Origin of the sequence: Seonamhaeicola sp., assembly GCF_028281565.1 — a bacterium.
Taxonomy (GTDB): domain Bacteria; phylum Bacteroidota; class Bacteroidia; order Flavobacteriales; family Flavobacteriaceae; genus Seonamhaeicola.
In genome coordinates, this window is record NZ_JANQJQ010000006.1 from 57,766 (window position 1) to 84,695 (window position 26,930).

At 37.4% G+C, this 26,930-nt stretch carries 21 protein-coding genes; 9 read left to right on the forward strand and 12 right to left on the reverse strand.

Going from position 1 to position 26,930, the window contains the following annotated elements; all coding sequences use genetic code 11:
• Window positions 1-71: 71 nt before the first annotated feature.
• The 6 genes from Q0983_RS02140 to Q0983_RS02165 all read left to right on the forward strand — a co-directional run bounded on the left by Q0983_RS02140 (window position 72) and on the right by Q0983_RS02165 (window position 8,435).
• Entirely contained in the window at window positions 72-968 is an 897-nt protein-coding gene (locus Q0983_RS02140; RefSeq protein ID WP_299548034.1) for an AraC family transcriptional regulator, read from the forward strand.
• A 51-nt stretch (window positions 969-1,019) separates the two neighbouring features.
• A complete protein-coding gene (hemH, locus tag Q0983_RS02145; RefSeq protein WP_299548037.1) occupies window positions 1,020-2,036 on the forward strand; it encodes a ferrochelatase in 1,017 nt (338 codons plus the stop codon).
• A 77-nt stretch (window positions 2,037-2,113) separates the two neighbouring features.
• On the forward strand, window positions 2,114-5,209 hold the full coding sequence (locus Q0983_RS02150; protein ID WP_299548040.1) for a glycosyl hydrolase: 3,096 nt from the start codon (window positions 2,114-2,116) through the stop codon (window positions 5,207-5,209).
• 2 nt (window positions 5,210-5,211) lie between these two features.
• Complete coding sequence (locus tag Q0983_RS02155; RefSeq protein WP_299548042.1) at window positions 5,212-5,760, forward strand: CopD family protein; 549 nt, start codon at window positions 5,212-5,214, stop codon at window positions 5,758-5,760.
• Between the two features lie 361 nt (window positions 5,761-6,121).
• Window positions 6,122-7,606 (forward strand): ATP-binding protein, encoded by a 1,485-nt coding sequence (locus Q0983_RS02160; protein ID WP_299548045.1) that lies wholly within the window; start codon window positions 6,122-6,124, stop codon window positions 7,604-7,606.
• Between the two features lie 46 nt (window positions 7,607-7,652).
• Entirely contained in the window at window positions 7,653-8,435 is a 783-nt protein-coding gene (locus Q0983_RS02165) for an enoyl-CoA hydratase-related protein (RefSeq protein ID WP_299548048.1), read from the forward strand.
• Between the two features lie 16 nt (window positions 8,436-8,451).
• Here Q0983_RS02165 and Q0983_RS02170 read toward each other — a convergent pair whose 3' ends face one another.
• The 8 genes from Q0983_RS02170 to Q0983_RS02205 all read right to left on the reverse strand — a co-directional run bounded on the left by Q0983_RS02170 (window position 8,452) and on the right by Q0983_RS02205 (window position 19,338).
• Window positions 8,452-9,636, reverse strand: a complete 1,185-nt coding sequence (locus tag Q0983_RS02170; protein WP_299548051.1) for an NAD(P)/FAD-dependent oxidoreductase — start codon at window positions 9,634-9,636, stop codon at window positions 8,452-8,454.
• Between the two features lie 190 nt (window positions 9,637-9,826).
• On the reverse strand, window positions 9,827-10,546 hold the full coding sequence (locus Q0983_RS02175) for a VOC family protein (protein ID WP_299548054.1): 720 nt from the start codon (window positions 10,544-10,546) through the stop codon (window positions 9,827-9,829).
• A 68-nt stretch (window positions 10,547-10,614) separates the two neighbouring features.
• Window positions 10,615-11,178, reverse strand: coding sequence for a Crp/Fnr family transcriptional regulator (locus Q0983_RS02180; RefSeq protein WP_299548057.1), 564 nt, complete (start codon window positions 11,176-11,178; stop codon window positions 10,615-10,617).
• Window positions 11,179-11,329: 151 nt separating this feature from the next.
• A complete protein-coding gene (locus Q0983_RS02185) occupies window positions 11,330-12,679 on the reverse strand; it encodes a sulfatase-like hydrolase/transferase (protein ID WP_299548060.1) in 1,350 nt (449 codons plus the stop codon).
• A gap of 19 nt (window positions 12,680-12,698) precedes the next feature.
• A complete protein-coding gene (locus Q0983_RS02190) occupies window positions 12,699-14,321 on the reverse strand; it encodes an alpha-amylase family glycosyl hydrolase (protein WP_299548063.1) in 1,623 nt (540 codons plus the stop codon).
• 11 nt (window positions 14,322-14,332) lie between these two features.
• The gene (locus Q0983_RS02195; RefSeq protein WP_299548066.1) at window positions 14,333-16,249 is read right to left on the reverse strand and encodes an alpha-amylase family glycosyl hydrolase; all 1,917 of its coding nucleotides are present in this window, start codon (window positions 16,247-16,249) and stop codon (window positions 14,333-14,335) included.
• Window positions 16,250-16,390: 141 nt separating this feature from the next.
• A complete protein-coding gene (locus Q0983_RS02200) occupies window positions 16,391-17,278 on the reverse strand; it encodes a LytTR family DNA-binding domain-containing protein (RefSeq protein ID WP_299548069.1) in 888 nt (295 codons plus the stop codon).
• Window positions 17,275-19,338, reverse strand: coding sequence for a beta-L-arabinofuranosidase domain-containing protein (locus tag Q0983_RS02205; RefSeq protein ID WP_299548072.1), 2,064 nt, complete (start codon window positions 19,336-19,338; stop codon window positions 17,275-17,277). The genes Q0983_RS02200 and Q0983_RS02205 overlap by 4 nt, the downstream gene beginning before the upstream one ends.
• 186 nt (window positions 19,339-19,524) lie before the next feature.
• On the opposite strand from Q0983_RS02205, the gene Q0983_RS02210 reads away from it, so the two are divergent.
• Window positions 19,525-20,370 (forward strand): AraC family transcriptional regulator, encoded by an 846-nt coding sequence (locus Q0983_RS02210; protein WP_299548075.1) that lies wholly within the window; start codon window positions 19,525-19,527, stop codon window positions 20,368-20,370.
• On the opposite strand, the gene Q0983_RS02215 is transcribed toward Q0983_RS02210, so the two are convergent.
• The gene (locus Q0983_RS02215; protein WP_299548078.1) at window positions 20,367-21,098 is read right to left on the reverse strand and encodes an ankyrin repeat domain-containing protein; all 732 of its coding nucleotides are present in this window, start codon (window positions 21,096-21,098) and stop codon (window positions 20,367-20,369) included. The two genes, Q0983_RS02210 and Q0983_RS02215, sit on opposite strands and share 4 nt — an antisense overlap.
• A 53-nt stretch (window positions 21,099-21,151) precedes the next feature.
• Window positions 21,152-22,558 (reverse strand): sulfatase-like hydrolase/transferase, encoded by a 1,407-nt coding sequence (locus Q0983_RS02220; protein ID WP_299548081.1) that lies wholly within the window; start codon window positions 22,556-22,558, stop codon window positions 21,152-21,154.
• A gap of 215 nt (window positions 22,559-22,773) precedes the next feature.
• On the opposite strand from Q0983_RS02220, the gene Q0983_RS02225 reads away from it, so the two are divergent.
• Entirely contained in the window at window positions 22,774-23,847 is a 1,074-nt protein-coding gene (locus Q0983_RS02225; protein WP_299548084.1) for a PA0069 family radical SAM protein, read from the forward strand.
• A 65-nt stretch (window positions 23,848-23,912) separates the two neighbouring features.
• On the opposite strand, the gene Q0983_RS02230 is transcribed toward Q0983_RS02225, so the two are convergent.
• Both Q0983_RS02230 and Q0983_RS02235 read right to left on the reverse strand, forming a co-directional pair.
• A complete protein-coding gene (locus Q0983_RS02230; RefSeq protein WP_299548088.1) occupies window positions 23,913-24,509 on the reverse strand; it encodes a hypothetical protein in 597 nt (198 codons plus the stop codon).
• A 408-nt stretch (window positions 24,510-24,917) separates the two neighbouring features.
• The gene (locus Q0983_RS02235) at window positions 24,918-25,502 is read right to left on the reverse strand and encodes a hypothetical protein (RefSeq protein WP_299548090.1); all 585 of its coding nucleotides are present in this window, start codon (window positions 25,500-25,502) and stop codon (window positions 24,918-24,920) included.
• A 551-nt stretch (window positions 25,503-26,053) separates the two neighbouring features.
• On the opposite strand from Q0983_RS02235, the gene Q0983_RS02240 reads away from it, so the two are divergent.
• Window positions 26,054-26,929 carry an AraC family transcriptional regulator gene (locus tag Q0983_RS02240; protein WP_299548093.1) on the forward strand — a complete coding sequence of 292 codons (876 nt, stop codon included), beginning with the start codon at window positions 26,054-26,056 and terminating at the stop codon, window positions 26,927-26,929.
• The last annotated feature ends 1 nt before the right edge of the window (window position 26,930 follow it).

Sequence of the window (26,930 nt, forward strand, 5' to 3'; positions counted from 1 at the left end):
GTCATATTTTTACAGTAAAATTGGCAGTTTTCAATGTTCTAATCTAGAACGAATCTAAATAAAATAAAAAAATGAGTGAAGAAATTGATGTAAAAAGTGTCGCTGAAAGTACTTTTGAGGAGACAAGTGTAGATGAAGGCTTTTTGGTTTTAACGTTTAAGAACGATAAAAATGTCGCTCAAAGTATTGCTAAAGAGATTAATAGCGATTATATACAGTTTCACTTTTGCGTAAAAGGCGCCACCAAGTTCATATTCAATCAGGGGCGTTATGCTTTAGATATTCATGAGGAAAATTCGTTATTGCTTTACAATCCGCAACGTGAACTTCCTATTAACCTTCAGGTGGAGTCTAAATCCTGGATAGTTTCTATTTTGATTTCCATAAAGAAGTTTCACGGGTTATTCTCCTCGGAGGCGGATCATATTTCGTTTTTAAATGATGATAATAAAGACAAAAAATATTATAAAGACGGGGTTATTTCGCCTTCTATGGCTATCGTGTTAAATCAGCTTATCAATTACAACTTAAACAACTCCATTAAACACATTTATTTTAAAGGAAAGGCCTATGAATTATTGAGTTTGTATTTTAACCGTAGTGAAGATGCCGATATAGAGCAATGTCCTTTTTTGGTTGATGAAGCCAATGTCATTAAGATTAGAAAAGCAAAAGACATAGTCGTGGCCCGTATGGCGGAACCACCAAGTTTACAGGAATTAGCTGATGAAATAGGATTAAGCCTAAAAAAACTTAAAGAGGGTTTTAAGCAAATTTACGGTGATTCTGTGTTTAGTTTTCTGTTCGATTATAAAATGGAGGTGGCCAGAAAACTATTGGAAGCCGGGAACGATAATGTAAATGAAGTGGGCCATAAGGTTGGTTATAGTACGGCGAGTCATTTTATTGCTGCTTTTAAAAAGAAATACGGAACGACTCCTAAAAAGTATATAATGTCCTTAAATTAGTTATAGTTATTGTATAAATAGTGTTGTATTTTTGTGCTTCAAAAAACTTATATGAAAGGCGTTCTACTTGTAAACCTGGGCTCTCCGGATAGTCCTGAACCTAAAGATGTAAAAAAGTATCTGGGGGAATTTTTAATGGACGAGCGTGTTATTGATATTCCCTATACGGCCAGAGCTTTACTGGTAAGAGGTATTATTTTGAAGACACGCCCAAAAGCCTCGGCGGCAGCCTATAAAAAAATATGGTGGGACGAAGGGTCTCCGCTTATTGTGATTTCTGAACGACTTCAAGGTAAAATTCAGGAACAAGTTGATATGCCTGTGGCATTGGCCATGCGTTACGGAAGTATGACCATTGAAAAAGGCTTGCGGGAATTAGTGGATAAAGGTGTTGATGAGGTGTTGTTATTTCCATTGTATCCACAATTCGCTATGGCCACTACAGAGACCATTTTGGTTAAAGCCGAAGCATTAAGAGACATGCATTTTCCCAATTTAAAAATTGAGTCGGTTCCCGCATTTTACAATAAAGCAGACTATATAGAAGTGCTTTCAAATTCCATAAAGCGCTATTTGGAAGGGAAAAATTATGAGCATTTATTATTCTCATACCACGGGGTGCCGGAGCGTCATATTAGAAAAAGTGATGTCACCAAATCGCACTGTAAAATAGATGGTAAGTGTTGTGTAACACCAAGTGATGCTCATGCGTTTTGCTACCGGCACCAGTGTTTGGAAGTTACCAGATTGGTGGCCGAAAAATTACAACTTAAAGAAGGCACCTATTCAACATCGTACCAATCGCGTTTAGGGTTTGACCCCTGGCTACAACCTTATACCGATAGAACCATTGAGCGTTTAGGAAAACAAGGCATTAAGAACATGGCTATTGTAACACCAGCTTTTGTAAGCGATTGCCTGGAAACGCTTGAAGAAATAGCCATGGAAGGCCAGGAAATTTTCCATGAAATGGGGGGTGACGAATTTATCACTATTCCCTGCTTAAATGACGATTCCGATTTTGTAAATTTATTATCTAAGTGGCTTAATGAATGGAGTGAGACATAAAACAACTTTAATAAGGTATTTAAACTGTAACTTTTAATCCTTATTTTTAGTGTCCTATAATCAAGCCAAATTCCATTATGCGATTTTCAATCCTTACTTTATTGTTTTTTCTATTCCTGGGAGAGACTGCTCAGACGTATGCTCAAAACTTTAACGAAGAAGCTTATAGTGCTTTAGAATATAGGCTTTTGGGGCCTTTTAGAGGAGGACGAAGTGCTGCGGTTACGGGAGTACCCAATAAGCCTAATTTGTATTATTTTGGAGCTACCGGTGGAGGCATCTGGAAAACTACAAATGGCGGACGTGAATGGGAAAATATTTCTGATGGCTTTTTTGGTGGAAGTATCGGAGCGATTTCGGTATCCAAATCAGATCCAAACGTTATGTATGTTGGTGGTGGAGAGAAAACAGTGAGAGGTAATGTTTCATCGGGTTATGGGATCTGGAAATCTGTTGATGCGGGAAAAACATGGAAAGCCTCAGGTTTAAAGAATTCAAGGCATGTCCCCAGAATAGCCATTCACCCAACAAACCCGGATATTGTTTACGCAGGTGTTTTAGGTAATATTTATAAACCTACTCAGGATAGAGGTGTTTATAAGTCTGTTGATGGAGGTGAGACCTGGGAAAAGATCCTGTTTTCAAATGAACATGCCGGTGTGGTTGACTTAATAATGGATTCAACCAATGTGCGTATTATATATGCTTCTACCTGGAGAGTAAAAAGAACACCATATAGTTTGAGTTCGGGAGGCGAAGGTTCGGCACTTTGGAAAAGTACGGATAGCGGGAAAACATGGAAAGAAATATCCACTAACGAAGGATTCCCAACAGGTATTTTAGGAATCATCGGCGTTACTGTTTCTCCGGTTAATAATCAACGGGTATGGGCCATGGTAGAAAATAAAGATAAAGGCGGTTTATACAGAAGTGATGACGGCGGGAAAACCTGGGAACAGGTTAATGACGAACGCAAATTGCGTCAACGTGCCTGGTATTATACGAGGGTTTATGCCGATACCAAAGATGTAGATGTAGTATACGTTTTGAATGTTAGATACCACAAAAGTACTAATGGCGGAAAAACATTCAGTACACATGTAGCGCCTCATGGAGATCATCATGACTTGTGGATTGCTCCCGAAAACCCCAATAGAATGATCATTGGTGACGATGGTGGAGCCCAGGTAACTTACGACGGCGGAGCAACCTGGAGTACATATCATAACCAACCAACATCACAGTTTTACCGTGTTACCACCGATAATCATTTTCCATACCGGATCTATGTAGCACAACAGGATAATACAACCATTAGGATTCCGCATCGTACTAATGGGAACGATATAGATGAAGACGATTGGGAAAGCACCGCAGGAGGTGAGTCGGCGCATATAGCTATTGATCCTGAAGATAATGATATTGTCTATGGAGGCAGTTATGGCGGTTTTCTAACGCGTGTCAATCATAAAAGAAATACAAGAAGAGCTATTAATGTATGGCCGGATAATCCTTTAGGGCATGGTGCCGAAGGTATGAAATATAGATTTCAGTGGAATTTCCCCATTATATTTTCCAAACACAATCCGGATCGGTTATATACGTTTTCGCAACACGTTCATGTTTCCGAAAATGAAGGACAGTCCTGGAAGATCATTAGCCCTGATTTAACGAGGAACGACCCTGAAAAATTGAAATCTTCAGGAGGGCCTATTACCAAAGACAATACCGCCGTAGAGTATTACTGTACCATTTTTGCAGCCCAGGAATCCGCCTTAAAAGAAGGCTTAATTTGGGTTGGAAGTGATGATGGTTTAATTCATATGACCCGTGATGGCGGAGCAACCTGGGACAATATTACACCAAAAGGAATGCCGGAATGGATGATGATCAATAGTATCGAGCCCAGTGTATTTGATGCAGGCACCTGTTATGTTGCCGGCACAAAATATAAAACGGGAGATTTTGCACCCTATTTATATAAAACGACCGATTACGGTAAATCCTGGACTAAAATTACCAATGGCATAAATCCGGAACATTTTACACGAGTGGTCAGAGAAGATCCAAAGCATAAAGGATTACTTTATGCCGGTATGGAAACGGGCATGTATATATCTTTTGATGATGGGAAAAACTGGAAACCCTTTCAACTCAACTTGCCTATAGTTCCCATCACCGATGTCACTGTTAAGGACAATAGTTTAATTGTAGCAACACAGGGAAGGAGTTTATGGATAATTGATGATTTAACGGTAATACACCAGCTGTATAATCTGGATCTAAGTGGAGATGTATTATTTCAGCCTAAGGATGCTTACAGAATGCGAGGAAGCTCTAAGAAGGACAGTAAGACCTCCGGAACCAATCTTCCTAATGGCGTTATTACCTATTTTAATCTAAAAGATTTTAATAAAGAGAAAGACACTGTATCCTTAACGTATTTTGATATTAAAGGTGATACCATTAAAACATTTAGCACAAAAAATAAAAAGAAAGATAAGCTGGAAGTAAAAAAAGGCGCTAATCAGTTTGTTTGGGATATGGCTTATGAAGGCGCAGAAAAAGTAGAGGGCATGATTTTATGGTCAACGAATCTAAATGGTCCAAAAGCTATTCCGGGTGATTACAAATTAACCCTAAATGTAAATGGCAAAAGTATTTCCCAGCCATTTAAAATATTAGCAGACCCGAGAGCGGAGGGTAGTGAAGAAGACCTTAAAAAGCAATTTGATTTTATTATTGATGTGAACAAAACCATTGATAATGCCCACAAAACGATTAAAAAAATAAGACATATTAACAAGCAATTAGGCGCATTTGAATTGCAGTATAAAAACGATGCCTCTGTGAAAGAACTGGTGGATAAGGCAAAGGAGTTAAAAAAGGAATTTACCAAAATTGAGGAGGCTTTGTACCAAACTAAAAACAGAAGCATCCAGGATCCTTTAAATTTCCCCATTCGTTTAACTAATAAGCTTGGTCATTTAAATGCATTGGTCCGTTTTGGAGATTTTTCACCAACAGACCAGGATGTTGCAGTAAAAGACGAGCTTACCAAACAAATAAATGATCAATTAAAGATTTTTAATACATTGGTAAGCGATCAAATAAAAGCCTTTAATGACGCATTTAACAATAAAAACCTAAACTATTTATTTATTGAAGATTAATTATGGACTACTATTTCTACATAAAAGCCTTTCATCTCATTTTTGTAATCACCTGGTTTGCGGGTTTATTCTATATTCCCAGACTTTTCGTCTACCAAATAGAAGCCTTTCATAAACCATCACCTGAGAAGGAGATTTTAGGGAAACAGCTTAAGCTTATGGCAAAGCGGTTGTGGTACATTATCACCTGGCCTTCAGCCATTTTATGTACCATATTTGCGGTTGTATTACTCATTTTAAACCCGTATTTGTTAGAACAACCCTGGATGCAGGTTAAGCTGGCATTTATAGTTTTGCTGTTCATTTATCACATGATGACTCACAAGTATTACAAACAACTTCAAAACGATATTGTAAAAAAGTCATCAAGCTTTATGCGTATCTGGAATGAGGGCGCTACTTTCATCCTGTTTGCTGTAATATTTCTGGTTATTTTAAAAAGCGGTATTAATTGGATCTGGGGTATTATAGGTATGCTGGTTTTGGGAGTGCTGATTATGCTTGGTTTCAAAGTTTATAAACGCATCAGAGAGAAAAACCCGGATGCTTGATTGGTATCTTCGAGAACCTCAAACACAAAGTGATCGTACTTTAACTACTTGCTTTTTGCTGTCATGCTGAACTTGTTTCAGCATCTCACAAGAAAGCTCAAGTAATTGACCTGAGTTATGTGTATTTAAAACACCTAATAGTTAATGTTAAAACAAGTTGGCTTTTTTAGATCAGCCTTAGGTTGTTTGGTGCGATAATTGCTATATTTCTTCTGTGAAAAACTAAATTTTATGTTCAAAAAATTACAAAATTTAGTTTCACCTCAGTAACCACTTTGTTAGTACATATAATTTTTTTCATTTGGGACTTTTAATTTTCAAATGAAAAAATTCATGTACTTTTAATGCATTAAAACTGCAAATGAACTTAAAAAAGCTCTCCTTACGTACCCGTATTTTTGTAGCAATGATACTGTTGGTATTGATGGCATCGGTACTTATTTCGGCAGTGGCTATTTATCAGTATAAAGAACAAAGTCAGGACTATCATACCGCACGTTTATTACGTAAAGAACAAAATATAAAAGCCCATATAAAACGGTTTTTACACAGCAGATATAATACCTGGGAAATAAAGACTGAAAACATTCCGCTTATATTCAAGGATGAAATTCATAACATTTTCAGTATTCATAAACTGCAGATTAATTTGTATGATTTAGAAGGCAATTTATTACTATCCTCCAACGCCAGGTTACGGGATAATGTTGCGGATCAGTGTTTAGATGCAGAAATACTAAATTCTATTTACAACACGGTGCAATTAAACGATATTTCAAATACTGCAGAACACAGGTATGTAGATAAACATAAAGAAAACGGGGAAACATTTCAATCATCTTATTCCTTTATAACAGATAATAAATCGAAGTCTATTGCCATTATTAATTTACCTTATTTAGAGAAAGACGATTTCCTGACCATGGAACTTCAGGAGTTTTTAAAGCGTATTGGCTTCGCCTTTATGTTGATACTGTTAGCCGCTATAGCTATTGCCTTTTTATTGTCAAAGTTCATTACAAAATCATTGCAGACTATTAGTGATAAAATCATTTCCACGCGCCTGGAAAAACGAAATAAAAAAATAGAAATAGACGATACCAGTGATGAGATCTCCATTCTTGTAAATTCCTATAACAGTATGATTGATGAGCTTGAGGAAAGTGCGGTACAACTAGCAAGAAGTGAGCGTGAGCAAGCGTGGCGGGAAATGGCAAAGCAGGTGGCTCATGAAATTAAAAACCCGTTAACGCCTATGCGTTTAACAGTACAGAATTTCCAGAGAAAATTTGATCCGGAAGATGAAAATATTCATTCAAAACTGGATGAATACAGTAAAACTTTGATTCAACAAATTGATACTATGAGTTCCATTGCATCGGCGTTTTCAAACTTTGCTAAAATGCCCGCGCAACAAAGTGAAACCTTAAATGTGGTTAAAATTGTGAAGTTGGCGTTAGATATTTTTAACGAAGACTATATTGTTTTCACCACGGACTATGAGGAAATTATAGCTAAATTTGATAGAACCCAACTTATTAGAGTGGTTACTAATTTGGTTAAGAATGGTATTCAGGCCATGCCGGAGGACCAAACCCCAAGAATAGCCATTCATGTAACAACAAAAGATGATAATGTTGTGTTAACTGTGGCCGATAATGGCAGCGGTGTTTCGGAAGAAAATAAAGATAAGGTATTTGAGCCTAAATTCACCACCAAGACCAGCGGTATGGGGCTTGGATTGGCTATGGTAAAAAATATTGTAGAAACGTATAAAGGCACTATTACATTTGAATCTGTAAAAGAGAAAGGCACCACTTTTAAGGTGATGTTTCCAAAGGAATAAAACTTCCTGTCAACGTAGGAATCTCATAATCTAAATCATATTTATAATGAATTTCAACAATATATTAACGGAATATTATGGTGGGATTACTACCATTACCATCAACCGGCCTAATAAATTAAATGCATTAAATCAGGACACTATAAATGAGTTACATCATGCGTTTAAGGAAGCTGATTTAGACGAAGATACCAAGGTCATTATTGTAACCGGAAGTGGTGAAAAGGCCTTTGTAGCCGGAGCCGATATTAGCGAGTTTGCAGATTACAGTGTTGAAGAAGGGGAGTATTTATCGGCTAACGGACAAAAAGTGCTGTTCAATTTTGTAGAAAATCTTTCTACGCCAGTGATTGCGGCAGTAAACGGTTTTGCATTGGGGGGCGGACTGGAATTGGCAATGGCCTGTCATTTTAGAGTGGCCAGCGATAATGCCAAAATGGGCTTACCGGAAGTGTCACTTGGGGTTATTCCAGGGTATGGTGGTACTCAACGATTGGCTCAATTGGTTGGTAAAGGGCGTGCTATGGAGCTTATTATGACAGCGGGTATGATTGATGCTAATAAAGCTTTACAGTTTGGTTTGGTAAATCATGTCACTACCCAGAATGAATTGCTTGCGTTTTGTGAAAAAATAGCGACCAAAATTTCTCAAAATTCGTCTGTGGCTATCGCTGCAGCCATAAGAGCAGTAAATGCCAATTTTCAGGACGGTGTCGATGGTTTTAATATGGAGATTAAAGAATTTGGAAAATGCTTTGGGACCGAAGATTTTGCTGAAGGCACCTCTGCTTTTCTAGAAAAAAGAAAAGCAGATTTTCCTGGGAGGTGATCAATACAGCTTTTTGTCAACTGCGCTTTAACATAACCTCAATGGCTTTAAAAGCTGTTTCACAAGCGCCATGCACTTGTGCCTGATTGTTTTTGGATAGTGCTTCACCGGCAAAAAATATTTTATTGTTTAGTGGTTCTGCTACCTTTCGCATAATGGCTCCTCTAAATCCGTTAAAATGTAAAGAGTAAGCCCCTTTTATAAAAGGTTCTTTTGACCAATTCTGGATAAGGTGTTTGGTATAATTCAGGGAGGCCTGTCCTTCAAATATATCATCCAATTCTGTTAGTACGGTATCTATGATTTCCTGTTCCGAAAGATTTATGTATGGAGCAGCTCTTGAGTCAACTGCGAATAATCCCAGGATATTCCTGGTGGAATCCTTTTTAAAAGCAGCATCATAAAAGATCTTATAACCTTTGGTAAACACTTCACTTTCTCTACCAACAATAATCATATCGTGATAGAACCTGTTTTTAAATTCCATAAATACCTTAATACCGTCAACCATGGTTATGTTGTTAATGGCCCGGATCTTATCATTGGGCAATTGGGGCATAAACTGAATACTACCTTCCTGAAGTATCTTTATGGGAACTGTGACCAGGACTTTATCTCCGGTGAACGTTTCCCCCGTGTTGGTTTTAACAGCTACTTTATCAGTTTTATAATTAATCTCAGTTACTTGCTTTTTAAAACGAATGTTTTGTAGAATATCAGGGACTATATAGTTTTCAAAGAAACCGTACCAGGTTGTATTCTTAAATTTGTTTTCACTGTAGGATGAGCTGTCCGGATATAACGCACCGTCAATCAGGTAATACACATTGGGATTGTATTCAATAGTTTCTATGGTTTCATTCGCCTTTGGATCATTGGCAATTTCAGAAAGGACCTTAGGGGATGTGTGTATCCACTCCGCACCAATATCGATGGGAAAATCTGCAAAACCCGGATGTCGCCTTACTCTTCCACCGTATAGAGAGGATGCTTCAATTATTTCAAAATCAATACCACTCTTTTGTAATAAAAAGCCTGCTGACAGACCCGCGGCTCCCGCACCAATAATCAGGACTTTACCCGAAAAATCGGAATCAATACCCGAATTTAATTTTTTATAACATGATTCCAGGACCATAGGTATAAACGGGATGCTTAAACCGAAAGCGGTACTTTTTTTGATAAATTCCTTTCTCTCCATTTTCTTGAATTTTGTTAATATCGGTGTTGTAGATTACTAAATTTATTGAAAAACAACTGCAAACTATAATTCGCGTAGCATATGCGTAGTTAGGGAAAGAGGAAAATATAATCTCTTCTTAACTTATATGTCAAACATTGTGGTTTATTGCAAACTTGGTGCATTGTTGCTTACTAATCTTTTCAGGATTTCATACCGCTTTGATATAAAAGAAGGCTTCATCGGAATTGTCTGAAAACAAAATGCGATTTGCTTCTTCAGTAATTAGATGCCCGCCATGCTCTATGATCATTTTTTTGGATTCCCTTAAGTTTTTTACACCAAATGTGCATACCCAATACTCATATTTCCCTTTGTATTGGTTTTGTATTTCTATAATGTCTGCTATATGCTCTTTTTTGCTATTTAAAACGGAATAGATCCCATTCTGGGTTTGTGTAATGACCCAATCAAAAATACCCTGGTAGAAGGGAATAATGTTTTTTACATTAGAACTATGTAGTTCATTCCAAATAAGCGTATTTTCTGTGTTCTTCGTGCGCGTGTTTTTCAGCTTATTGCCTTCATATATTGTAAACCCGGCACCTTGAGGGTCTCGTATCAAAGCGATTTTTCCAAGACCTTTCATTTCATAATTGATTTCAATGATACCGCCCAGGTGCTTTGCTTTTTCAACGGTCTCTACAACACTCTTTACCTGAATATAGGTCATCCAGAAATGAGGCATCCGCATTTGTTTGAATTTTGCAGGTGTTTCATATAAGCCGGTGACTTCTCTATCACCTGAAAATGCCGTATAATAGTCATTGCTCTTATAATACCTCCACCCAAAGACATTCTCATATAGCGGCATTGTTTTCTCCGGAGAATACGTTGACAGATCGGCAAAAAAGGGATTGTTAATTTGCATTGATTTTTACTATTACGTTACAAAGATCACGTAATCAGTTAATTATCTTTTTGACATAAGTCAAAAAATCATTTCTTAGCACGTAATCTACTCAACGTTTCTTGCGATATACCCAAAAAGGAAGCGATATATCCAAGTTTTATTCTTAATTCAACGTCAGGAAAGTACGAGAGTAATAATTGATATTTTTCTTTTGCGGAAAGAAAAGACCAACCTTTGGAAAATTCATCGATAAAGGTGAGCATCTCTTCAGCAAGTAACCGTGCGAAATTCCCAAAAGCAGGGAAGTCTGCTACTAATTTTTGATATTCTTTATAGCTAATCTGATATAAAACACAATCTTCTAAACATTCTATTTCTTCAAAACTTTGCTTTCGGGCATAAAAGCTATACCATGATGTGATAAACTGATCTTCTTTGTAGAACCACGAAGATATTTGTTTGCCATCATGGTAGTAGTAGTTATGTAAAACACCTTTTTCTATAAAGTACAGGTTATTGGCTCTATTTCCCTGGATAAGGATTTTTTCACCTTGTACGGCTTCTTTTAATTCGAAGCTATTTTCAATACGTTGTTGTAATTCCGGATTCAGGAAACATCTATGGCTTATTTCCTGGAGTAGTTTTTGCATTATAATTCCTGACGTTTAATTATTAAGGCTTTAATTGTATTTAAACATAATTAAACGAAAGTAGTTGAAAAAATTTTCAAAATCAATTCAAATTAACATTTCCCGGAATAAGGGATAAAATATGAGTCGGCAAATCTTTAGATTCTATATTTTATCCGGCTCTCTCCTGTTTCCAGATTTCAATTTTTGCTTTGAAGTCTTCAACGATCTCAGGATGTTTTTCAGTTAAATTACTGTTGTTCTGCGCGTCGTTATTCATATCATATAACCCAATGGTTTTTGTTGTGAGATTCCATTTAAAAAACCAGTCATCAGTTCTGGCCCAATAGGCTTCAATTTTTTTACCCATCATGTCTTCTTCAGAACGCATTTGGGTCACTTTCCCGATAATGATGTTTCTATCGGTTTTGTTGGGGTCTTCAATTAAGGCCTTATAAGATTTACCGAAGAAATCCTCTGGCAGATCAATATCTAAATAATCCAAAATAGTGGCAGGGATGTCGGCGCTATGCATCAAAGCTTTAGATCGCCCATTCGAGGCAATCTTATCCTTCCAGGAAAAGATAATGGGTGTTCTAAAAGACTGGTCATAAACCGAAAGTTTGCCTTTATCACCGCCATTATGCCAACGTAGCGAATCATGCCTGAATTCCTGATGCGGTTCTTGTTCCCAGCCATTATCGTTTACATAAACAAAAAGGGTATTGTCAAATTCGTTTTTGGCTTTCAGGTATGCCACCAATTCCCCAACGCCCTCATCAAACCAGGTACAATTGGCATAGTAACGTTTAGCGGATTCTGTCATATCCTTATCCTTGTAAATGTTGTAATATTTATCCGGAGCATTTAAAGGGTAGTGCGGTAATTCCGGAGCAAACCAAATAAACATGGGGTCTTCGGGATGTTTATCAATAAAATCATAAACCGGTTGCATGGTTTTTCTAACCAGTTCAGTACCATCGCCGCCCATAAATTTTAAAAACCAGTCGTCCTTTTGTTTGTCTTCTTCGGTCCAACCCTTGGTCATGCCTTCATCAAATCCACCGTTTTGATAATTGAATTCCCACCATTTACCCCCTTGGAAACTCTTATAACCGGACTTCGATAAAATTCGGGGTAGGGTGTTAAAATGTTTCATGGCGTGAAATCTAAAATCGGCTTTTGAACTGTCCGGAACCGATTTTTCTTTGATTAAGCGTTCCACCCTACTGGCATAATCTATCGGTAAAGTTCCGGTCATTAAAGTCTGTAATGAAGGTTTACAGTGTGCTTGTGGTACATAACCGTTTGTAAACAGTGTGCCGCTATCGGCTAATTTATCCATATGTGGTGTTTGTACATAGTCGGCGCCGTTAAATCCGAAATACGGATACCCATGATCATCGCCAACCAACATAACAATGTTCGGTTTTTCAGTGGAGCTTTCAACTTTTACTTGTTTGGTTTCGGTTTTACAGCTTAAAAACATTAGGGCTACAAATATTAGATGCATTGTTTTCATAGTTAATAGTTTAAATCATTTAATGGGACTTTGAAACCAGAATAGCATAGGGTTTCAGAGTCATTGAATTTTCAGAAATCGTGATATTTTGCTGGTGCAAAACCTCATGATTCTTTAAAAAATTGATATTATCCAGTTTAATTGTTTCCTCAGAGGTATTAATCACAACATAGCCGTTTATATTGTTTAACTGACGCTTAAAAGCCATGATATGTTCATGCGCTGTAAGTATGGGTATATAAGAACCTTGGGTGAAAACGTCATGTTGCCTTCTGATAGCTATTAGGTTTCTATAATGGTTCCAAAGGGAATTCTTATCTTTTTTCTGAACCGAAAGGGCTAATTGATTTACAGATGAGGTATTCCAAAACGATTGTGTCCACCAATCCCCTGTATCCTTGTACCAAACGGCATTTCCTTTATCTTCAAAATTTGTAGTCCACGGAAAAGCTTCTCTTACCGGAATATGATTGGCATCGCTACCCCATTCATGGGTTTGTCCTGTAAGGCCCAATTCTTGTCCATAGTAAATAGATGGCACCCCCGGCAACAAAATATTGAGGACGGCCGCCACGCGTTTTTGCCCTTCATTATTGTTAACAACCGATGCCCACCTTGCTGTATCGTGGTTTTCTAAAAAATTAACCGTAAAGGTGTTAACCGTAAAATGGGACATACTTTCTTTAACTACCTTATGGATACGTTTTGGGTCCATTTTGACTCCGTTAGAAGCAGGGTCTATATACATATCATGCGTTCCCTCTTCTCCTGCAATGGCAAAACGAAGCGGAAAACTAAAAGCAGCATCAGCACCACTGGCTTTTACCATGGAATCGCCATATTCATTCCAATTGGATTGTTCTCCTAATACGAAAATACTAGGATTTAAGTCTTTGCAGGCTCTAAATATGGGTTTCCAGAATTCCTGGTACATATTGGTAAATAATCCTTTATAATCCAGGTCATCCATGATGTGGTCAATTCTAAATCCATCCACGCCATCATCAAAATTTCCATCCGCATTGGGATCTACCCAATACAAGTAGAAGTCTTTCATCCAATGTTTTACCTTTTCATTGTTAAGGTCTAAAAACACAATGTGATGTTTGTCTCCGGGCCAGGCAGTAAAATCATATAATGGTGACTTGGAGGGCATAAAGATCTGTTCAGGATATTTGTTTAAGGAATCGGAATAGTAAATAAAGTCGGTATATTTTGAATCCGGATTTTCAAAAGAGTCATCAAACCAAATGTTACCACTTTGTGCGTATTGGGTTTCCATGTCCATTAAGAACTTCAGCCCCTTTTTATGAACGGCTTTAACAAAGTTGATATAATCTTCTTTGGTTCCATATTCCGGGTCAATGGCTTCATAATTGGTTGGGAAGTAATTGTGGTAGAATCCGGATTCGTATAATGGCGTAAACAGAATGGTGGTTACCCCCAGTTCTTTTAAATAATCCAATTTTTGTACGAAGCCATTTAAATCACCATGTAAATCACCGTTGCTGTCGTAAAAACTCCGTTGCATGACATGGTAAATAATTTCATTGTTCCAATTTATTGCAGTGTCCTTTTGCCCTAATACAATATTGGACATAAGAATGCAGGCGGACAGTAATGGAAGAACTGATTTATTCATATTCATTTGGACTAAAATTTTAATATTATAGCTGTATTGGCACTTATTTCTAATTCTATAACCTTATTGTTTGGGTTGAAATCAGAAGGATTTAGTAAGTTTTTATAGGTGCCCGAAAATCTGGTTGGCACGTTTACTTTTACGGCAATATCGCCGGAATTGATAATTGTTATAATTTCATGTTCATCATCGTATCTGGAATAAGCGAGTACCTTTTCAGAATCAACATTCAAAAATTCTATATCGCCTCTGGATAAGACGGGGTTTCCTTTTCTAATGTGTATTAGTTTTTGATAATAGGCAAACAAATCTTTGTTAAAAGCAACCTTATCAATGGGTTTTTCCATGCCCAGGGGATGTACTTTTTCATCATCAAAGGTGAATTCGGGCCAAAGCAACGGTTTTCTTGTGGAGGGATCATCGGCGCCCCACATGCCCATTTCGTCTCCCGCCCAAATATGGGGTGCTCCAATATAAGTGTATTGGTGGGCCAATAAAAGCCGAACTCTTTGATGAGTGCTTTCATCCGGTTTATGAATCTTGTAATTGGGGTCTTCAGATACTTTACAATAGTATTTATATTGGTTTTGGTTGAAGAACGAGGTTAGCACCCTGGGTGTATCAAACCCGCCGTTAAGGTTCATCATGGCATAGTTGTTCTCTTCCCTGATATTAGAGCGGAATAGATGCAGGCTATCTATAAGGTTAGAAGCAGAAATTTCAGTAGGAGCTGCATTTAAGAACTGACGTGAGGTTCGATACCATCTGTAGTTCATGACTCCATCAAAAATATCGCCTTGCAAAAAAGGTTCTGGGTCTAAGAGCTTGTCCGGCCACTCTTCCCACCAAATTTCACCCAACAAATAGGCATCCGGATTAATACCTCGAACATGTTTTCTAAAGTCTCTCCAGAATCCAAGAGGCGTTTCTGCGGCCACATCCAATCGGTAGCCATCAATACCATCGGAAGGATTGCCGTCGCCGTTGGGATCCAACCATCTTTTGGTCAGGTTGAAAATATGTTGCTTTACGGCTTTGCTATAAATATCACCCTCGAACTTTTGTACACTTTTAGATAAATCCTGCTTTTGGGTTTCTTTTATTTCGGGGAGTTCATGAACACCGGCCCAACCGTGATATTTAAATTCATTGTCTTCAGTGGCCTGGTTGTCAAAATGGTCTATCCAAAACCAATCTTTATATTTTGAATTTTCCTGGTTTTTCAAAACATCCTGCCAGGCCCAAAACGATTTTCCAGTATGGTTCCAGGAATAATCCAGGATAACCCTGATGTCCCTTTTGTGAAATTCGTAAATAACTTTGAGAAATAGCTTGTCGGCTTCGGTCCATTGCCAGGTACTTGGGTCGTCTGGTGTTTCAGCTTCAATCGTAGCCTTGTCCTTGGTGGGATCAGGTCCAAAATTTCTATCGATATGCCTCCAGTTTCTGGCGTCGTATTTATGTAGTGAAGGGGCATCGTTTAACGGTCGAAAATAGATCGCTGTGACACCCAGGGAGTCTATATAATCCATTTTATCCAATACGCCCTGCAGGTCACCTCCATAACGTCTTAGCTGTGCTTTAGAACCAAAGTCTTTCAGCGTGTTTCCATAATAGTCTTTATGAGGATGAAGGTTTTCAAAATAGGCATCGTCTTCGTACCAATCTTGTGTCCATGGTGTGGTGTCCCATCCTTCAGGAACAAATCCCGGATAGGTATCCACAATATCTGCTGCGGTTTGATCATTGGAAGGGTCACCGTTATAAAAACGTTCTACGGCTATTTCGTACCAAATAACATCTTGGGCCCATTTAGGAGGTAAATCATAATTTGTAGTTGTCTTAGCTTCTGACGCCTTTATGTTTTCCTTTTCTTTACAGGAAGAAAGACATAGCAAACTTAAAAGGATACAGGGTATTAGTTTCATTGTCAAAATTTTAATTATAGTTCAGTTTCCGTCTAAAACAAACCAGTAACTTCCGGTTTGTTGGCAGGCTAAAATTATAACACAATTCCCTAATTTTACAGGCTATTATACGAACAACAGCCTATGCGGTCTATAAAACCATTAGTAGTTTAAGCGGGTTTTAACGGCTTCTTTATATTTCCTTCCTACAGGGATGGTTATGTCATTCAAGATGACTTTAGTTGGGGAATAGGAGCTAATATGCTCAGTGGACACAATAAAAGATCGATGTACTCTTAAGAACATCTTTTCAGGGAGCATTTCCTCAATGGCTGTTAGGCTTTTGTAAATGGTAATTTCTTTATCTGCGGTAGTGATTTTTACGTAATTTTTTTGGCTTTCTATAAAGAGAATATCCTTAACTATTATTTTGTGTCTGTGGTTCCCCTCTTTTAAATGAAGGGATGCTTGTTCCTGTGTTTGAGCTAATTTCAAGTTCTCCTGGGCCAGTTCCTGACTTTTTTCTTTAGATGCATTCCATTTTTTAACAAAGACATAAACCAAAGGTATTATGAGTGCATTGTTCACATCTAAAACGGTGTTCATTAATTCGGTGATTTTGAAAAACGTTTCGCTTTTGTAAGGTAAATAATGCCCTTGTACCATGAATACCATTATAGAGCGCTGTACCAAAACCCCTGAAATAATAAGTAAGGCCACAAGCCCAAAGAAGAACTTTAGGTATTTTTCCTCTAAAAAGAATTTTGGGATCAAGAACAAAATGGTGCCATAAACCAATAGTAAGCGTGCAGGCAAAGAATACAACTGCACCATAAAATTCCTTAAGTAATCGTGGTCATAGCTTCCCCAAATAAACGTGAAAAACAGTACCAGTCCAAGCCAGTAAAAAAGATGAAGCTTTACATTTTTTATTTGGAATGCCATTGTGAAAAAATCCGTAAAGTGATTACTGCAATTTAAAAAAGTATCACCAAATAAAACAGGGTTCTCTATAACTTTAAAGTCGGCTTTTGCTGTTTTGATTATCATTTGGTCGGAAATGTAACTTTGCGTAATACTGTTTTTCCCATGGGGATTAATGTTACGGTTTCTTCTTTTTTTGAAGCTGCATTGAAAACAGTGCCTTCTAAATATACATTAGAATCATAAAAGTTTTGAGCTGCTTTATCTTCGGTAATATTGAATTTGCCATCTTTTAAAATTTGAAGGTTTTTGTAATCATCCGCTTCGGGGAAACAGTAATAATCTGTAAAGTCTGTACCTTCATAAGATTTGATGGTTTTCTCTCTATGTGGAATTTCATAAGCATACACCAAAGGCCCATGTTGAATATAGGATTCCTTATTTCGGGCTTCTTTGAATTGAATTTCGTTTTGGAATTTAATAGTAATCCTATCACCATCTTCCCATACTTTGGTAACCGCATAATAGCCGTTGCCTAAATCATCAAACTCGTGATTCGATTCTATATTTTGGGTCCACTCCGGTTTTCTAATGCTAAAGGCAAACGTTTTTGGAGCATCCATTTTGAACTTGAAGGTCACTTCATTTGATAATGGATAATTGGTTATCTGTTCTATAGATACCATACCTCCGTCAACTTCTGTTATCAATTCGGAAGGTCCATACATAATTGCTGCTATATTATCCTTAGTTTTCATCCACATTTGTTCTAAGAAATAAGTGAAGTTTCGTCCGTAATTAGGTACGCAACATACAGCCGGTTCTGAATGTGTAGGTGAGTACTTATATCTTGGGTCTGGGCGTTGTTCGCCATTTTCATGGTGATGCCCATCTAAGACATAGCAATTATCTGTCTTACCATAGGTTATTGCGGTACCTTCTTTATTCCTGAAGCCTAGCATGGCGTTGTAGGTTAATTTTTCAGCGGCATCAGCAAAAGCTACTTCTCCGGTTTTTTGAATCAGGCTGCCATAGGAATTTCGTAATTCCAGCATGGTACAATATTCTGCTCCTGTATGCTCTGGATGGGCTTCCATTTGCAATATCCATTCATTGCCATGACCGGCACCGCTTGGAAGCATGCAAGGTTCTAACTTAGATAACATATTGTTGTATGCTTCTTTCAGTTCTGGATAGCCGGTATTATAATAGGCGTTAACCATGGTACGGATATGCTCATAGGTATGCACGCCATGCCCTTGGAATAACGAGTCTTTTTCCATTAAGTACGGATATCTTAAATCGTTAAAGGAACGGTTAATAGAATAGGTTGAAAAGGCTTTATAGAGATAGGTCGCGTAATTCTGATAAGCTATATTGCCTGTTATTCTGTACAGGGTTTCACAAACATCGGTAAGCATGAGGCCGTGGGTGACACCGCCAAAAGCGTTTTTTAAATAAAAGGGATTATTGGTATCCCAGGCGTAACGTTTCATGGTAACGTTCATAGCTTTTTCCACAGCTTCCAATACCGCACTTTTTTGGGTGAATTCGTAATAAGCAAGCATGGTTCTAAAAGCGGTGGTCTGTGCCCATAATTCGCCGTTGGAACCTTCGTGCTGATAGCGTAAATTAGGTTTATAGATACCGATATAACCATCTTCATCCTGAGAGGCCAAAAGGTTGTCTATAATTTGATGCGATTGGGCCACGGCTTCTTCATTTTTGGTTAAAAAAGCATGACGCACAAAACCATCCCACCAATTGCCAATGGTTTCTGAGTTCCACCACATAATAGAGGTTTCCCATGCGGCACCGGTTAAAACCAAATCGCCCATTTCCGGGATGTCTTCCATACCACCTCGTCTTGCCGTGTTATAGATGTCATCTGACTTTATTCCGGGATACAACTCGTCCAGGGCACCTACCACACCCTGTTGTAAATCGATTGTCATCATGTCTAAAATCCAACCCTTAGGTTTGACACTCCCGGACGGGAATTGCTCAAACTTTGGAGCGATGGGTTGTTTCGGGTTATTGAAAAAACGTAACTTTTCGCTATCGTCTATAATGGTCGATGCTACTTTATTTACATTATCAGTGAAGTTTTCTCCCTGTGAGTTTTTCTCTTTTTCCTTGCAGGAAAGTATAGTTAAAATAATCATAGCTAGATAAATACGTTTCATTTGTAATTAAATATTTTATTCGTGGTCTTAACCTGATGCACTCAGGGACGATTGCTCATTTGGGGAATTCTTATTGCAAAATTAGGAGCATTTGACCGTTTGGAACACACAGATTTAAACTAAAACTATGCGTATTTAAACATATTAAGTATAAATATTGTATTTTAGGGTTGTAATTAGATAATATTGAATCCGTTATTAGAAAAAGTAGCACTAAGTGAAAAACGCAAGTCTTTCAAATTTTTTAATGTTGAAGTACAACGTTTTGAGCCCTTTTGGCATTACCATCCTGAAATTGAATTGACCTTAATTCAAAAAGGGTCCGGGACCAGATTTGTAGGCGATTCCATTTTACCTTTTGAAGAATTGGACTTGGTTTTGATTGGTGAGAACGTGCCACACCATTGGATTAGTATTGCGGAAGATGAAACACAAACCCACAAAGCTTTTGTGCTTCAATTTGACAAGGACACTTTTAAAGTCTTTCCCGAGTGTTCGGAGTTTGAAGATCTATTTGATAAGGCCAATAAAGGCATTCACTTCAATAAACCAAGCAAGCATTTAATTTCTGAGATTACCAATTTTGAATACCTGTCGGAAACGGAACAGTTAAGTAAATTGTTGCTTATCCTGCATCGATTATGTGGGGATAGGAACCAGCATATCTTATCTTCGAAAGTAAAACAAGTATCATCAAAAAATGGCGCTTCCCAAAACAAGATATCCAAAACCACTAATTATATCCTGGAAAATTTGGATAAAAAATTAACCGTTCAGCATATGGCCGACTTCACACATATGGTGCCTCAGTCCTTTTGCAGGTGGTTTAAAGCCCATTCCGGACATTCTTTTGTCACCTTCCTTAACATCACTAGAATTGAACAGGCTTGTCATTATCTATTAACCACAAACTTGAGTATTCAACATATTGCTTTTTCCTGCGGTTTTGAAAGTATCAGTCATTTTAATCGAACGTTTTTGAGGTTAAAGGAAGTTAGTCCTCGAGGGTATAGGAAGTTAAATATGGTTTAGTTCTCTGGTAAATAATCCCCCAACAAGTTCCAATCCATACTATTGCCCCAACCGTGTCCGTGATCACTGGTGTTTTTTATTTTATGGGCTTCCCCTATACGGTGGTTGCCAAAACTTAAAAGGGATAATATACTTCCGGGACGCAGATGTACACTGGCCCAGGTTAAAGGTGAGTTTCCATGGGCATCTTTAGCGGTTTTATCGGCACCATGATCAATAAGAAACTTAATGGTCTGGGCATCGGCATAGGCAGCTGCTCTATGCAGGGGTGTTTCGCCGGAGGTTCTTACATCTCGCATAAAGGCACCCGTATCAATACCGGGTATGGTTTTGGCGTTTACATCCGCGCCTTTTTCCACCAGTAGTTTAACGGTGTAAAAGTAATAGGGCCTGCCGGCTTTGGCCAGGGCATTATGCAGTGGCATTTCGTTGGTTTTATCAACAATAGTGTTTACATGGGCGCCATGACTAATAAGGAAATCACAGACTTTCCAGTGGCCAAAAAAGGCAGCATTTCCTAGTTCGGAATCTAAATTAATACTTTCGAGGTTACCTCCTTTATCCAAAACGGCCCTAAGAGCTGTGGTGTCATTGTAATACACCAACCATTGCAATAGTTTCACCGGTCCCTGGTGTAGTAAATCCTGCCAGTTGTCCAGTTCAAATAACTTAAAAATGTAATCCGTCCGCCCTCTGCTAATGAGTTCCAGTAATTTTCTTGTTTTCATTGGTTTTGATTTTCAGATGATTACCCACTTAAGTTAGTGTTTTTTAAGAAAACTTATTCTCTTTTCCTTCGGTCATTATACATCCAGTTATCGCCATTTTTGAATGCCTCTAATGTTGTCCATTCTAAAGAAGGCCAAACGTACTTCTTTGTAGCACGTTGGATTCTATTTTCACCAAACTGGTCTGCTGTAGGTAATGTGTAAGGTTCTATAAGTTTTTCAAGTGACACCCTAATTTCTTTAGTGTTTTCACTTTCTTCTAAAGGTTTGTAGTCCAGTAAATTCCCTGAAGGGGCACATTTCCAAATACCACCACTGCCGTCCATCATATAGTCTTTAGTTCTAACGGTGCGTTGCATATCCAAAAAGCTAAACACATAACCCTTCCCTTCATATGCTTTTTGCTCCAACACGGGTTTAAAACTTTTGCCGTCCAGACTTTTCATATGGGAAACATCGATGCCGGCCATTTCCAGAACTGTGGGATACATATCTGTGAAATCGATCATCACATCGCTTACATCTCGATGTTTTATTGGGCCACCAAAGACAATTAAAGGCACTCTAACACCAAGTTCGGAACAGGTGCCTTTGCCATTTGCAAGAGTAGCATTGTCGGCTGTAAAAAACACGATGGTATTGTCATAAATGTCTGCATCTTTAAGGGTCTGTATGAGTTCATCTACATAGTATTCCAAACGCTTAATTTGTTCGTTGAACCCTGGTTCTGTTCTTCCGGTTGGGCTACTGGAATCCGGTGTACCGAACCAAGGGTCATGGGGGAGCACCATGGGATAGTATAAAAAGAAGGGTTTATCCCTTTTTCTGGTAACAAAATCTAGCGCAAATTTCTGGCATATATCCGGGGCAAAAGTGGTGGCATCACTGGGCTGTAATTTACCATTTTCAATAACACAACCGTTCCAGTAAAGTGCTGGGTATTGCCCTCTTTTACTCCCGATAACGGCTTTGTCATGAAAGGTTTTGGAAGCTTGAGACCATGAAAACCACAGGCCGTCCCAAACCACGTCCCCTTCAAAGGGTCTGAAATACCCTCCTAAAAGGGAATACGCATCCAAGCCATAAGCCTCCTGGCCGGCATGGCCTGGTAAATGCCATTTTCCCGAGATGGCAGTTTCATAGCCCACATCTTTTAAAACTTTAGACATAGGCGTATGTTTTTTGGCAAAATTGGGATCGTTTGTATTTAATTTATTGCCATATTCTCCTGTTCTGGCGCCATACTTCCCTGACATAAGCATGGCCCTGGTGGGTTTGCACAAAGGTGAAGCCCAACAGGTTGTAAACCTGATACCTTCCTCTGCCAAGGCATCAATTACGGGAGTTGTATTTCCCGGAGGATGATTGGGTGTGGCATAGCAAGAGAACTCTACAGCACTGCAATCATCAATCATTAAGAAAATGATATTTGGTTTTTCTTGCTTTTGACCGAATGCCATAAAACATTGAAGTATTAGAATAGGAATAAGCTTAAACACGTTCATTTTTGAATTAGTATTGGAAGTTCTATCAAACTAAGTTACCCAATTTTCTTGGACAAATTCAAATTGTTGATAACCCATTTTCGCTTTAACATTTTTGGCTTAAAATTCTACGTAATTTTATAAATGGTATAAGTCAGGTATTCCCAACAACTTTCTAAATCTTAATTATTATGAACCCCAAGTCAGTCTTAAAAGGGCGTGGCGCTCAGCTAAACGTCCCCAATCGTTTCTTCGAATTTAGTCACGAAATACGTGATGATTTCCTTGAATTTTGCCAAAAAGAAGGTGAAAAAGCAGATAAGAACAAAACCCGTTATTTAGAGGTTTTTCCAAAGACCATAGTCAATAAAGTGGAGAGCCCTGATGTTGGGATGATGTACAGTATGAACGCTTACCAGGGTTGCGAACATGGCTGCATTTACTGTTATGCCAGAAATACCCACGAATATTGGGGCTATAGTGCCGGCTTAGATTTTGAACGACGTATTTTAGTGAAAAAGGATGCCCCTAAATTGTTAGAGGCTTTAATAAAAAAGAAAAGCTGGAAAACCTATCCTATAATAATGTCCGGGAACACAGATTGTTATCAGCCGGCTGAACAGATCTATAAAATTACCAGACAATGTCTGGAGGTATTCTTAAAATACAGGCATCCGGTTGGTATTATTACTAAAAACGCCTTGATATTACGTGACCTGGAGCTTGTAAAGGCATTGGCTAAAGACAGTTTAATAGGAGTCAATGTATCGATCACATCATTATCAGAAAAAACAAGACGCATTTTAGAACCCAGGACAGCTACAATAAAACGACGCCTGGAAACCGTTAAAACCCTGACGGATCATGGTGTTCCGGTAAATGTGATGCTTGCGCCAATAATTCCATCTATAAACAGTCATGAAATTTTACCACTGGCAAAAGCCGCTTCAGAGCATGGGGCGTATTCCATAGCACATACCATTGTGAGACTTAATGGGGCTATTGGAGAGATTTTCACCGATTGGATTAAAAAAACCTTACCCGATAGAGCCGATAAGGTATTGCACCAGATTGAAAGTTGCCATGGAGGCCGTTTAAATGATAGCCGGTTTGGAACAAGAATGCGGGGAGAAGGTAAAATAGCAGAGCAGATTAACAATCTTGTGAGATTGGCAAAACAAAAATATTTTAAAGATAAGACCATGCCTAAGTTAAATTGTGATCTGCATGAACAGTATAAGGTTGGACAGCTCAAATTATTTTAATAAAAAAAGCGGGCTATAAAAGCCCGCTTCCAGCAAAACTAAACAAAATAAGAACTAATAGGTGTCTATTTATTAATGTATTTGGTAAACTCTCTGTTGTTTGAGGCAAAAACTATTTTATATTTTCCTTCTTGTAACTTAAATGCTCTTTCAATGTTTTGAACACCTTCGATGGTTTCTTTGTATAATAACTCGGAACTGCCACCATAAAGGCCGTAAACACTGATTGCAAGAGGCTCTTTGTTTGGAGCAAGCTTAGTAATGTATACTAAATCTTTTTTCTCCCTTACAAAAGGTTTAAATACTTTAGTTTCCTTTTCTTTGTTGAAGGTCACTTCGTTAGATTTTACGGTAAACGGAATGGTCTTAATTTCCATATCCTTCTCTAATTCAAAGAAATAGTTTCCGTCAGGCAAATCGGTTAAATCAAAACCTTTGTTGTATAAACCTGTCTGTTCAATAACTTCTTTATATAGAGTAATACCGTAACCATCTTTAATTGAAAGTAGGTTTCCTTCTTTTACATTAGCAATAGTTAATGCTGTAGCTCTAAGATCTCTTCCATATTTAATTAAAGAAATCTCATTTGCGTAACCCATAACCGTAGCCATCATTGCTACCATTAAGATTACTTTTTTAGTGTTTGTGAATACGTTTTTCATAATTTGGGTTTTTTAACGTTTTACACTACAAATATAGAGCGGTTTTAAAGTGTTTAAAACATTGATTTTGACTAATTTATATGCTAAATTATCTGTTAAATCTATGCTAAGTTTAGGTTAAGTCAAAATACTGTATTGTAGGGTTAATAACACATATATTTGAAGAATACCTCTTTAGAAAATTAAATTTTCGATCTGCATTAGTGCCTAGTATTTATACGGAGTTTGCCGAAGTGCGATCCCGAATTTATTTCGGGAATACTCGAACTGACATCTTAAAGTTTTGACTTGTCAAAATACGAGCATTAAAAATGTAGTGTCCTTTCAATGAAGTGTTAAGTATACTGCAAAAAAAAAAGTGGGCCACCACAGCCCACTTCTACCAACTAAACTAAATAAGACATTAAACTAATTATTAATGAATTTTGTAAAATCTTTATTATTTGAATGGAACACTATTCTGTAATTTCCGGCTTCAAGCTTGTAAGCTCTTTCAATGGCCATAGTACCTTTAATGGTTTCGGTGTATAACAATTCACCATTATTTGTACCATATACACTTATTGTTAAAGGTTCATAATCCGGAGCAAGTTTGGTAATGTAAACCATACCGTCTTTAACAATTGCTACCGGTTTGTGGTATAAAGTTTCTTCTTCTTTATTAAAGGTTACTTTATTCTTAGTAACTGAAAAAGGGATGGTTTTAATTTCAACATCTTTTTCCAGTTCAAAAAAGTAATCGCCATCAGGAAGGGCTGTTAAATCAAATCCTTTGGTATAAATTCCGGATTTTTCAATTAGCTCCTTATATAATGTAAGTCCATTTAAATCTTTAATAGAAAGTAAGTTCCCCTCTTTTACATTATTCAATGTAAGAGCAGTTCTTTTAGCATCCTTAATAATGGATGTTCTTTCTGCTGCATAACCCATAACCGTAGCAGCCATTGCTACCATTAAGATTCCTTTCTTAGTGTTTGTTAATACGTTTTTCATGATTTGGTTTTTTTAACGTTTTACACTGCAAATGTATAACAGGTTTAAAGTGCGTAAAACATGGATTTTGATTAATTTATATGCTCAATTATCCGTTAAATTAACGTTAACATTTTGTTGGGTTAAAATAGAATACAATAGAGTTAAAAACACATATAATGGTTGGCTTATTTTAAATGAATTCTAAACGGGAATTTTTACTGAATATGGAGCAAAAAAAAGTGGGCCACCACAGCCCACTCTACCAACTAAACTAAATAAGACATTAAACTAATTATTAATGTATTTTATATGAAATCTTTAATTTTGAATTAAAGAGAAACAATTTTACTTCTGCTTTAATAAACTTTTCAAAATATCATTAAAACTAACGATGCAAAGATATGGAGCTAATACGGTGTGGAAAACATCAATTTTAGCAAATTTATGTGCTATTTTAACAGTTAAGGATATGTTAAATCCATGTTAAGTTAATTTAGCATATATTTGAGTTAATAAAATATATAATGTGTGCATAATATATTGTAATTTTGCTATAAAATAGACCCACTATGATTACGAAGAAACCTACATTTAAAAAATTGTCGCCAATGTTTGGTACGTCCATATTGGTGAAACAACATAATGACAAATTAGATAGGAGTGAAATGTTTTGGCATTTTCACCCGGAGATAGAACTTATATATATAAACAGGGGCCAGGGTAAGACTCATATAGGTAACCACTTGTCTTATTTTAACAATAGTCAGTTAATATTAATAGGATCCAATTTACCGCATAATGGTTTTACAGACAGGTTAACAGCTGCAGGTATAGAAACTACGGTGCAATTTAGACCGGATTTCCTGGGAGAAGATTTTTTTAACAGTGTTCCGGAAGCTACAGCTATTGCCACCTTGTTTGAAAAAGCTAAAAATGGGATAAAGTTTAATAGAGCTGCTAAAGATGTAGTTGGTTCCAAGATTGAAGAATTAGAAAATTACACTGGATTCGACAGGATTTTAAAGTTGCTGGAAATCTTGCAATACTTAGCAACCACTGACGATTATACCATATTAAATGCCGATGGTTTTATGTTTGAAGCAGAACCCCAGGATACCGATAAAATTAAAACCATTTACAAATACGTGAATGCCAATTTTAAAGAACACATTGCTTTAGAAGCTATTGCTGATAAAGTAAGTATGACGGTACCGGCGTTTTGCAGATATTTTAAAAAGACCACCGGGAAGACTTTTACTCAGATGGTTAATGAAATAAGAATTGTGCACGCCACCAAGTTGTTAAACGAAAGTCAAATGAGTATTGCCGATATATGTTTTGAATGCGGCTTCAATAATTTTTCACATTTCAACAAACAGTTTAATGAGATTATAGGTAAAAGTGCCTCTAATTATAGAAAGGAAATTAAACAGATAATTCAGTGAT

Bases quoted from the DNA above. Each gene is read 5' to 3' on its own strand.
- Q0983_RS02140 (WP_299548034.1), top strand. From the start codon at position 72: ATGAGTGAAGAAATTGATGTAAAAAGTGTCGCTGAAAGTACTTTTGAG.
- hemH (WP_299548037.1), top strand. From the start codon at position 1,020: ATGAAAGGCGTTCTACTTGTAAACCTGGGCTCTCCGGATAGTCCTGAA.
- Q0983_RS02150 (WP_299548040.1), top strand. From the start codon at position 2,114: ATGCGATTTTCAATCCTTACTTTATTGTTTTTTCTATTCCTGGGAGAG.
- Q0983_RS02155 (WP_299548042.1), top strand. From the start codon at position 5,212: ATGGACTACTATTTCTACATAAAAGCCTTTCATCTCATTTTTGTAATC.
- Q0983_RS02160 (WP_299548045.1), top strand. From the start codon at position 6,122: ATGAACTTAAAAAAGCTCTCCTTACGTACCCGTATTTTTGTAGCAATG.
- Q0983_RS02165 (WP_299548048.1), top strand. From the start codon at position 7,653: ATGAATTTCAACAATATATTAACGGAATATTATGGTGGGATTACTACC.
- Q0983_RS02170 (WP_299548051.1), bottom strand. From the start codon at position 9,636: ATGGAGAGAAAGGAATTTATCAAAAAAAGTACCGCTTTCGGTTTAAGC.
- Q0983_RS02175 (WP_299548054.1), bottom strand. From the start codon at position 10,546: ATGCAAATTAACAATCCCTTTTTTGCCGATCTGTCAACGTATTCTCCG.
- Q0983_RS02180 (WP_299548057.1), bottom strand. From the start codon at position 11,178: ATGCAAAAACTACTCCAGGAAATAAGCCATAGATGTTTCCTGAATCCG.
- Q0983_RS02185 (WP_299548060.1), bottom strand. From the start codon at position 12,679: ATGAAAACAATGCATCTAATATTTGTAGCCCTAATGTTTTTAAGCTGT.
- Q0983_RS02190 (WP_299548063.1), bottom strand. From the start codon at position 14,321: ATGAATAAATCAGTTCTTCCATTACTGTCCGCCTGCATTCTTATGTCC.
- Q0983_RS02195 (WP_299548066.1), bottom strand. From the start codon at position 16,249: ATGAAACTAATACCCTGTATCCTTTTAAGTTTGCTATGTCTTTCTTCC.
- Q0983_RS02200 (WP_299548069.1), bottom strand. From the start codon at position 17,278: ATGATAATCAAAACAGCAAAAGCCGACTTTAAAGTTATAGAGAACCCT.
- Q0983_RS02205 (WP_299548072.1), bottom strand. From the start codon at position 19,338: ATGAAACGTATTTATCTAGCTATGATTATTTTAACTATACTTTCCTGC.
- Q0983_RS02215 (WP_299548078.1), bottom strand. From the start codon at position 21,098: ATGAAAACAAGAAAATTACTGGAACTCATTAGCAGAGGGCGGACGGAT.
- Q0983_RS02220 (WP_299548081.1), bottom strand. From the start codon at position 22,558: ATGGCATTCGGTCAAAAGCAAGAAAAACCAAATATCATTTTCTTAATG.
- Q0983_RS02225 (WP_299548084.1), top strand. From the start codon at position 22,774: ATGAACCCCAAGTCAGTCTTAAAAGGGCGTGGCGCTCAGCTAAACGTC.
- Q0983_RS02230 (WP_299548088.1), bottom strand. From the start codon at position 24,509: ATGAAAAACGTATTCACAAACACTAAAAAAGTAATCTTAATGGTAGCA.
- Q0983_RS02235 (WP_299548090.1), bottom strand. From the start codon at position 25,502: ATGAAAAACGTATTAACAAACACTAAGAAAGGAATCTTAATGGTAGCA.
- Q0983_RS02240 (WP_299548093.1), top strand. From the start codon at position 26,054: ATGATTACGAAGAAACCTACATTTAAAAAATTGTCGCCAATGTTTGGT.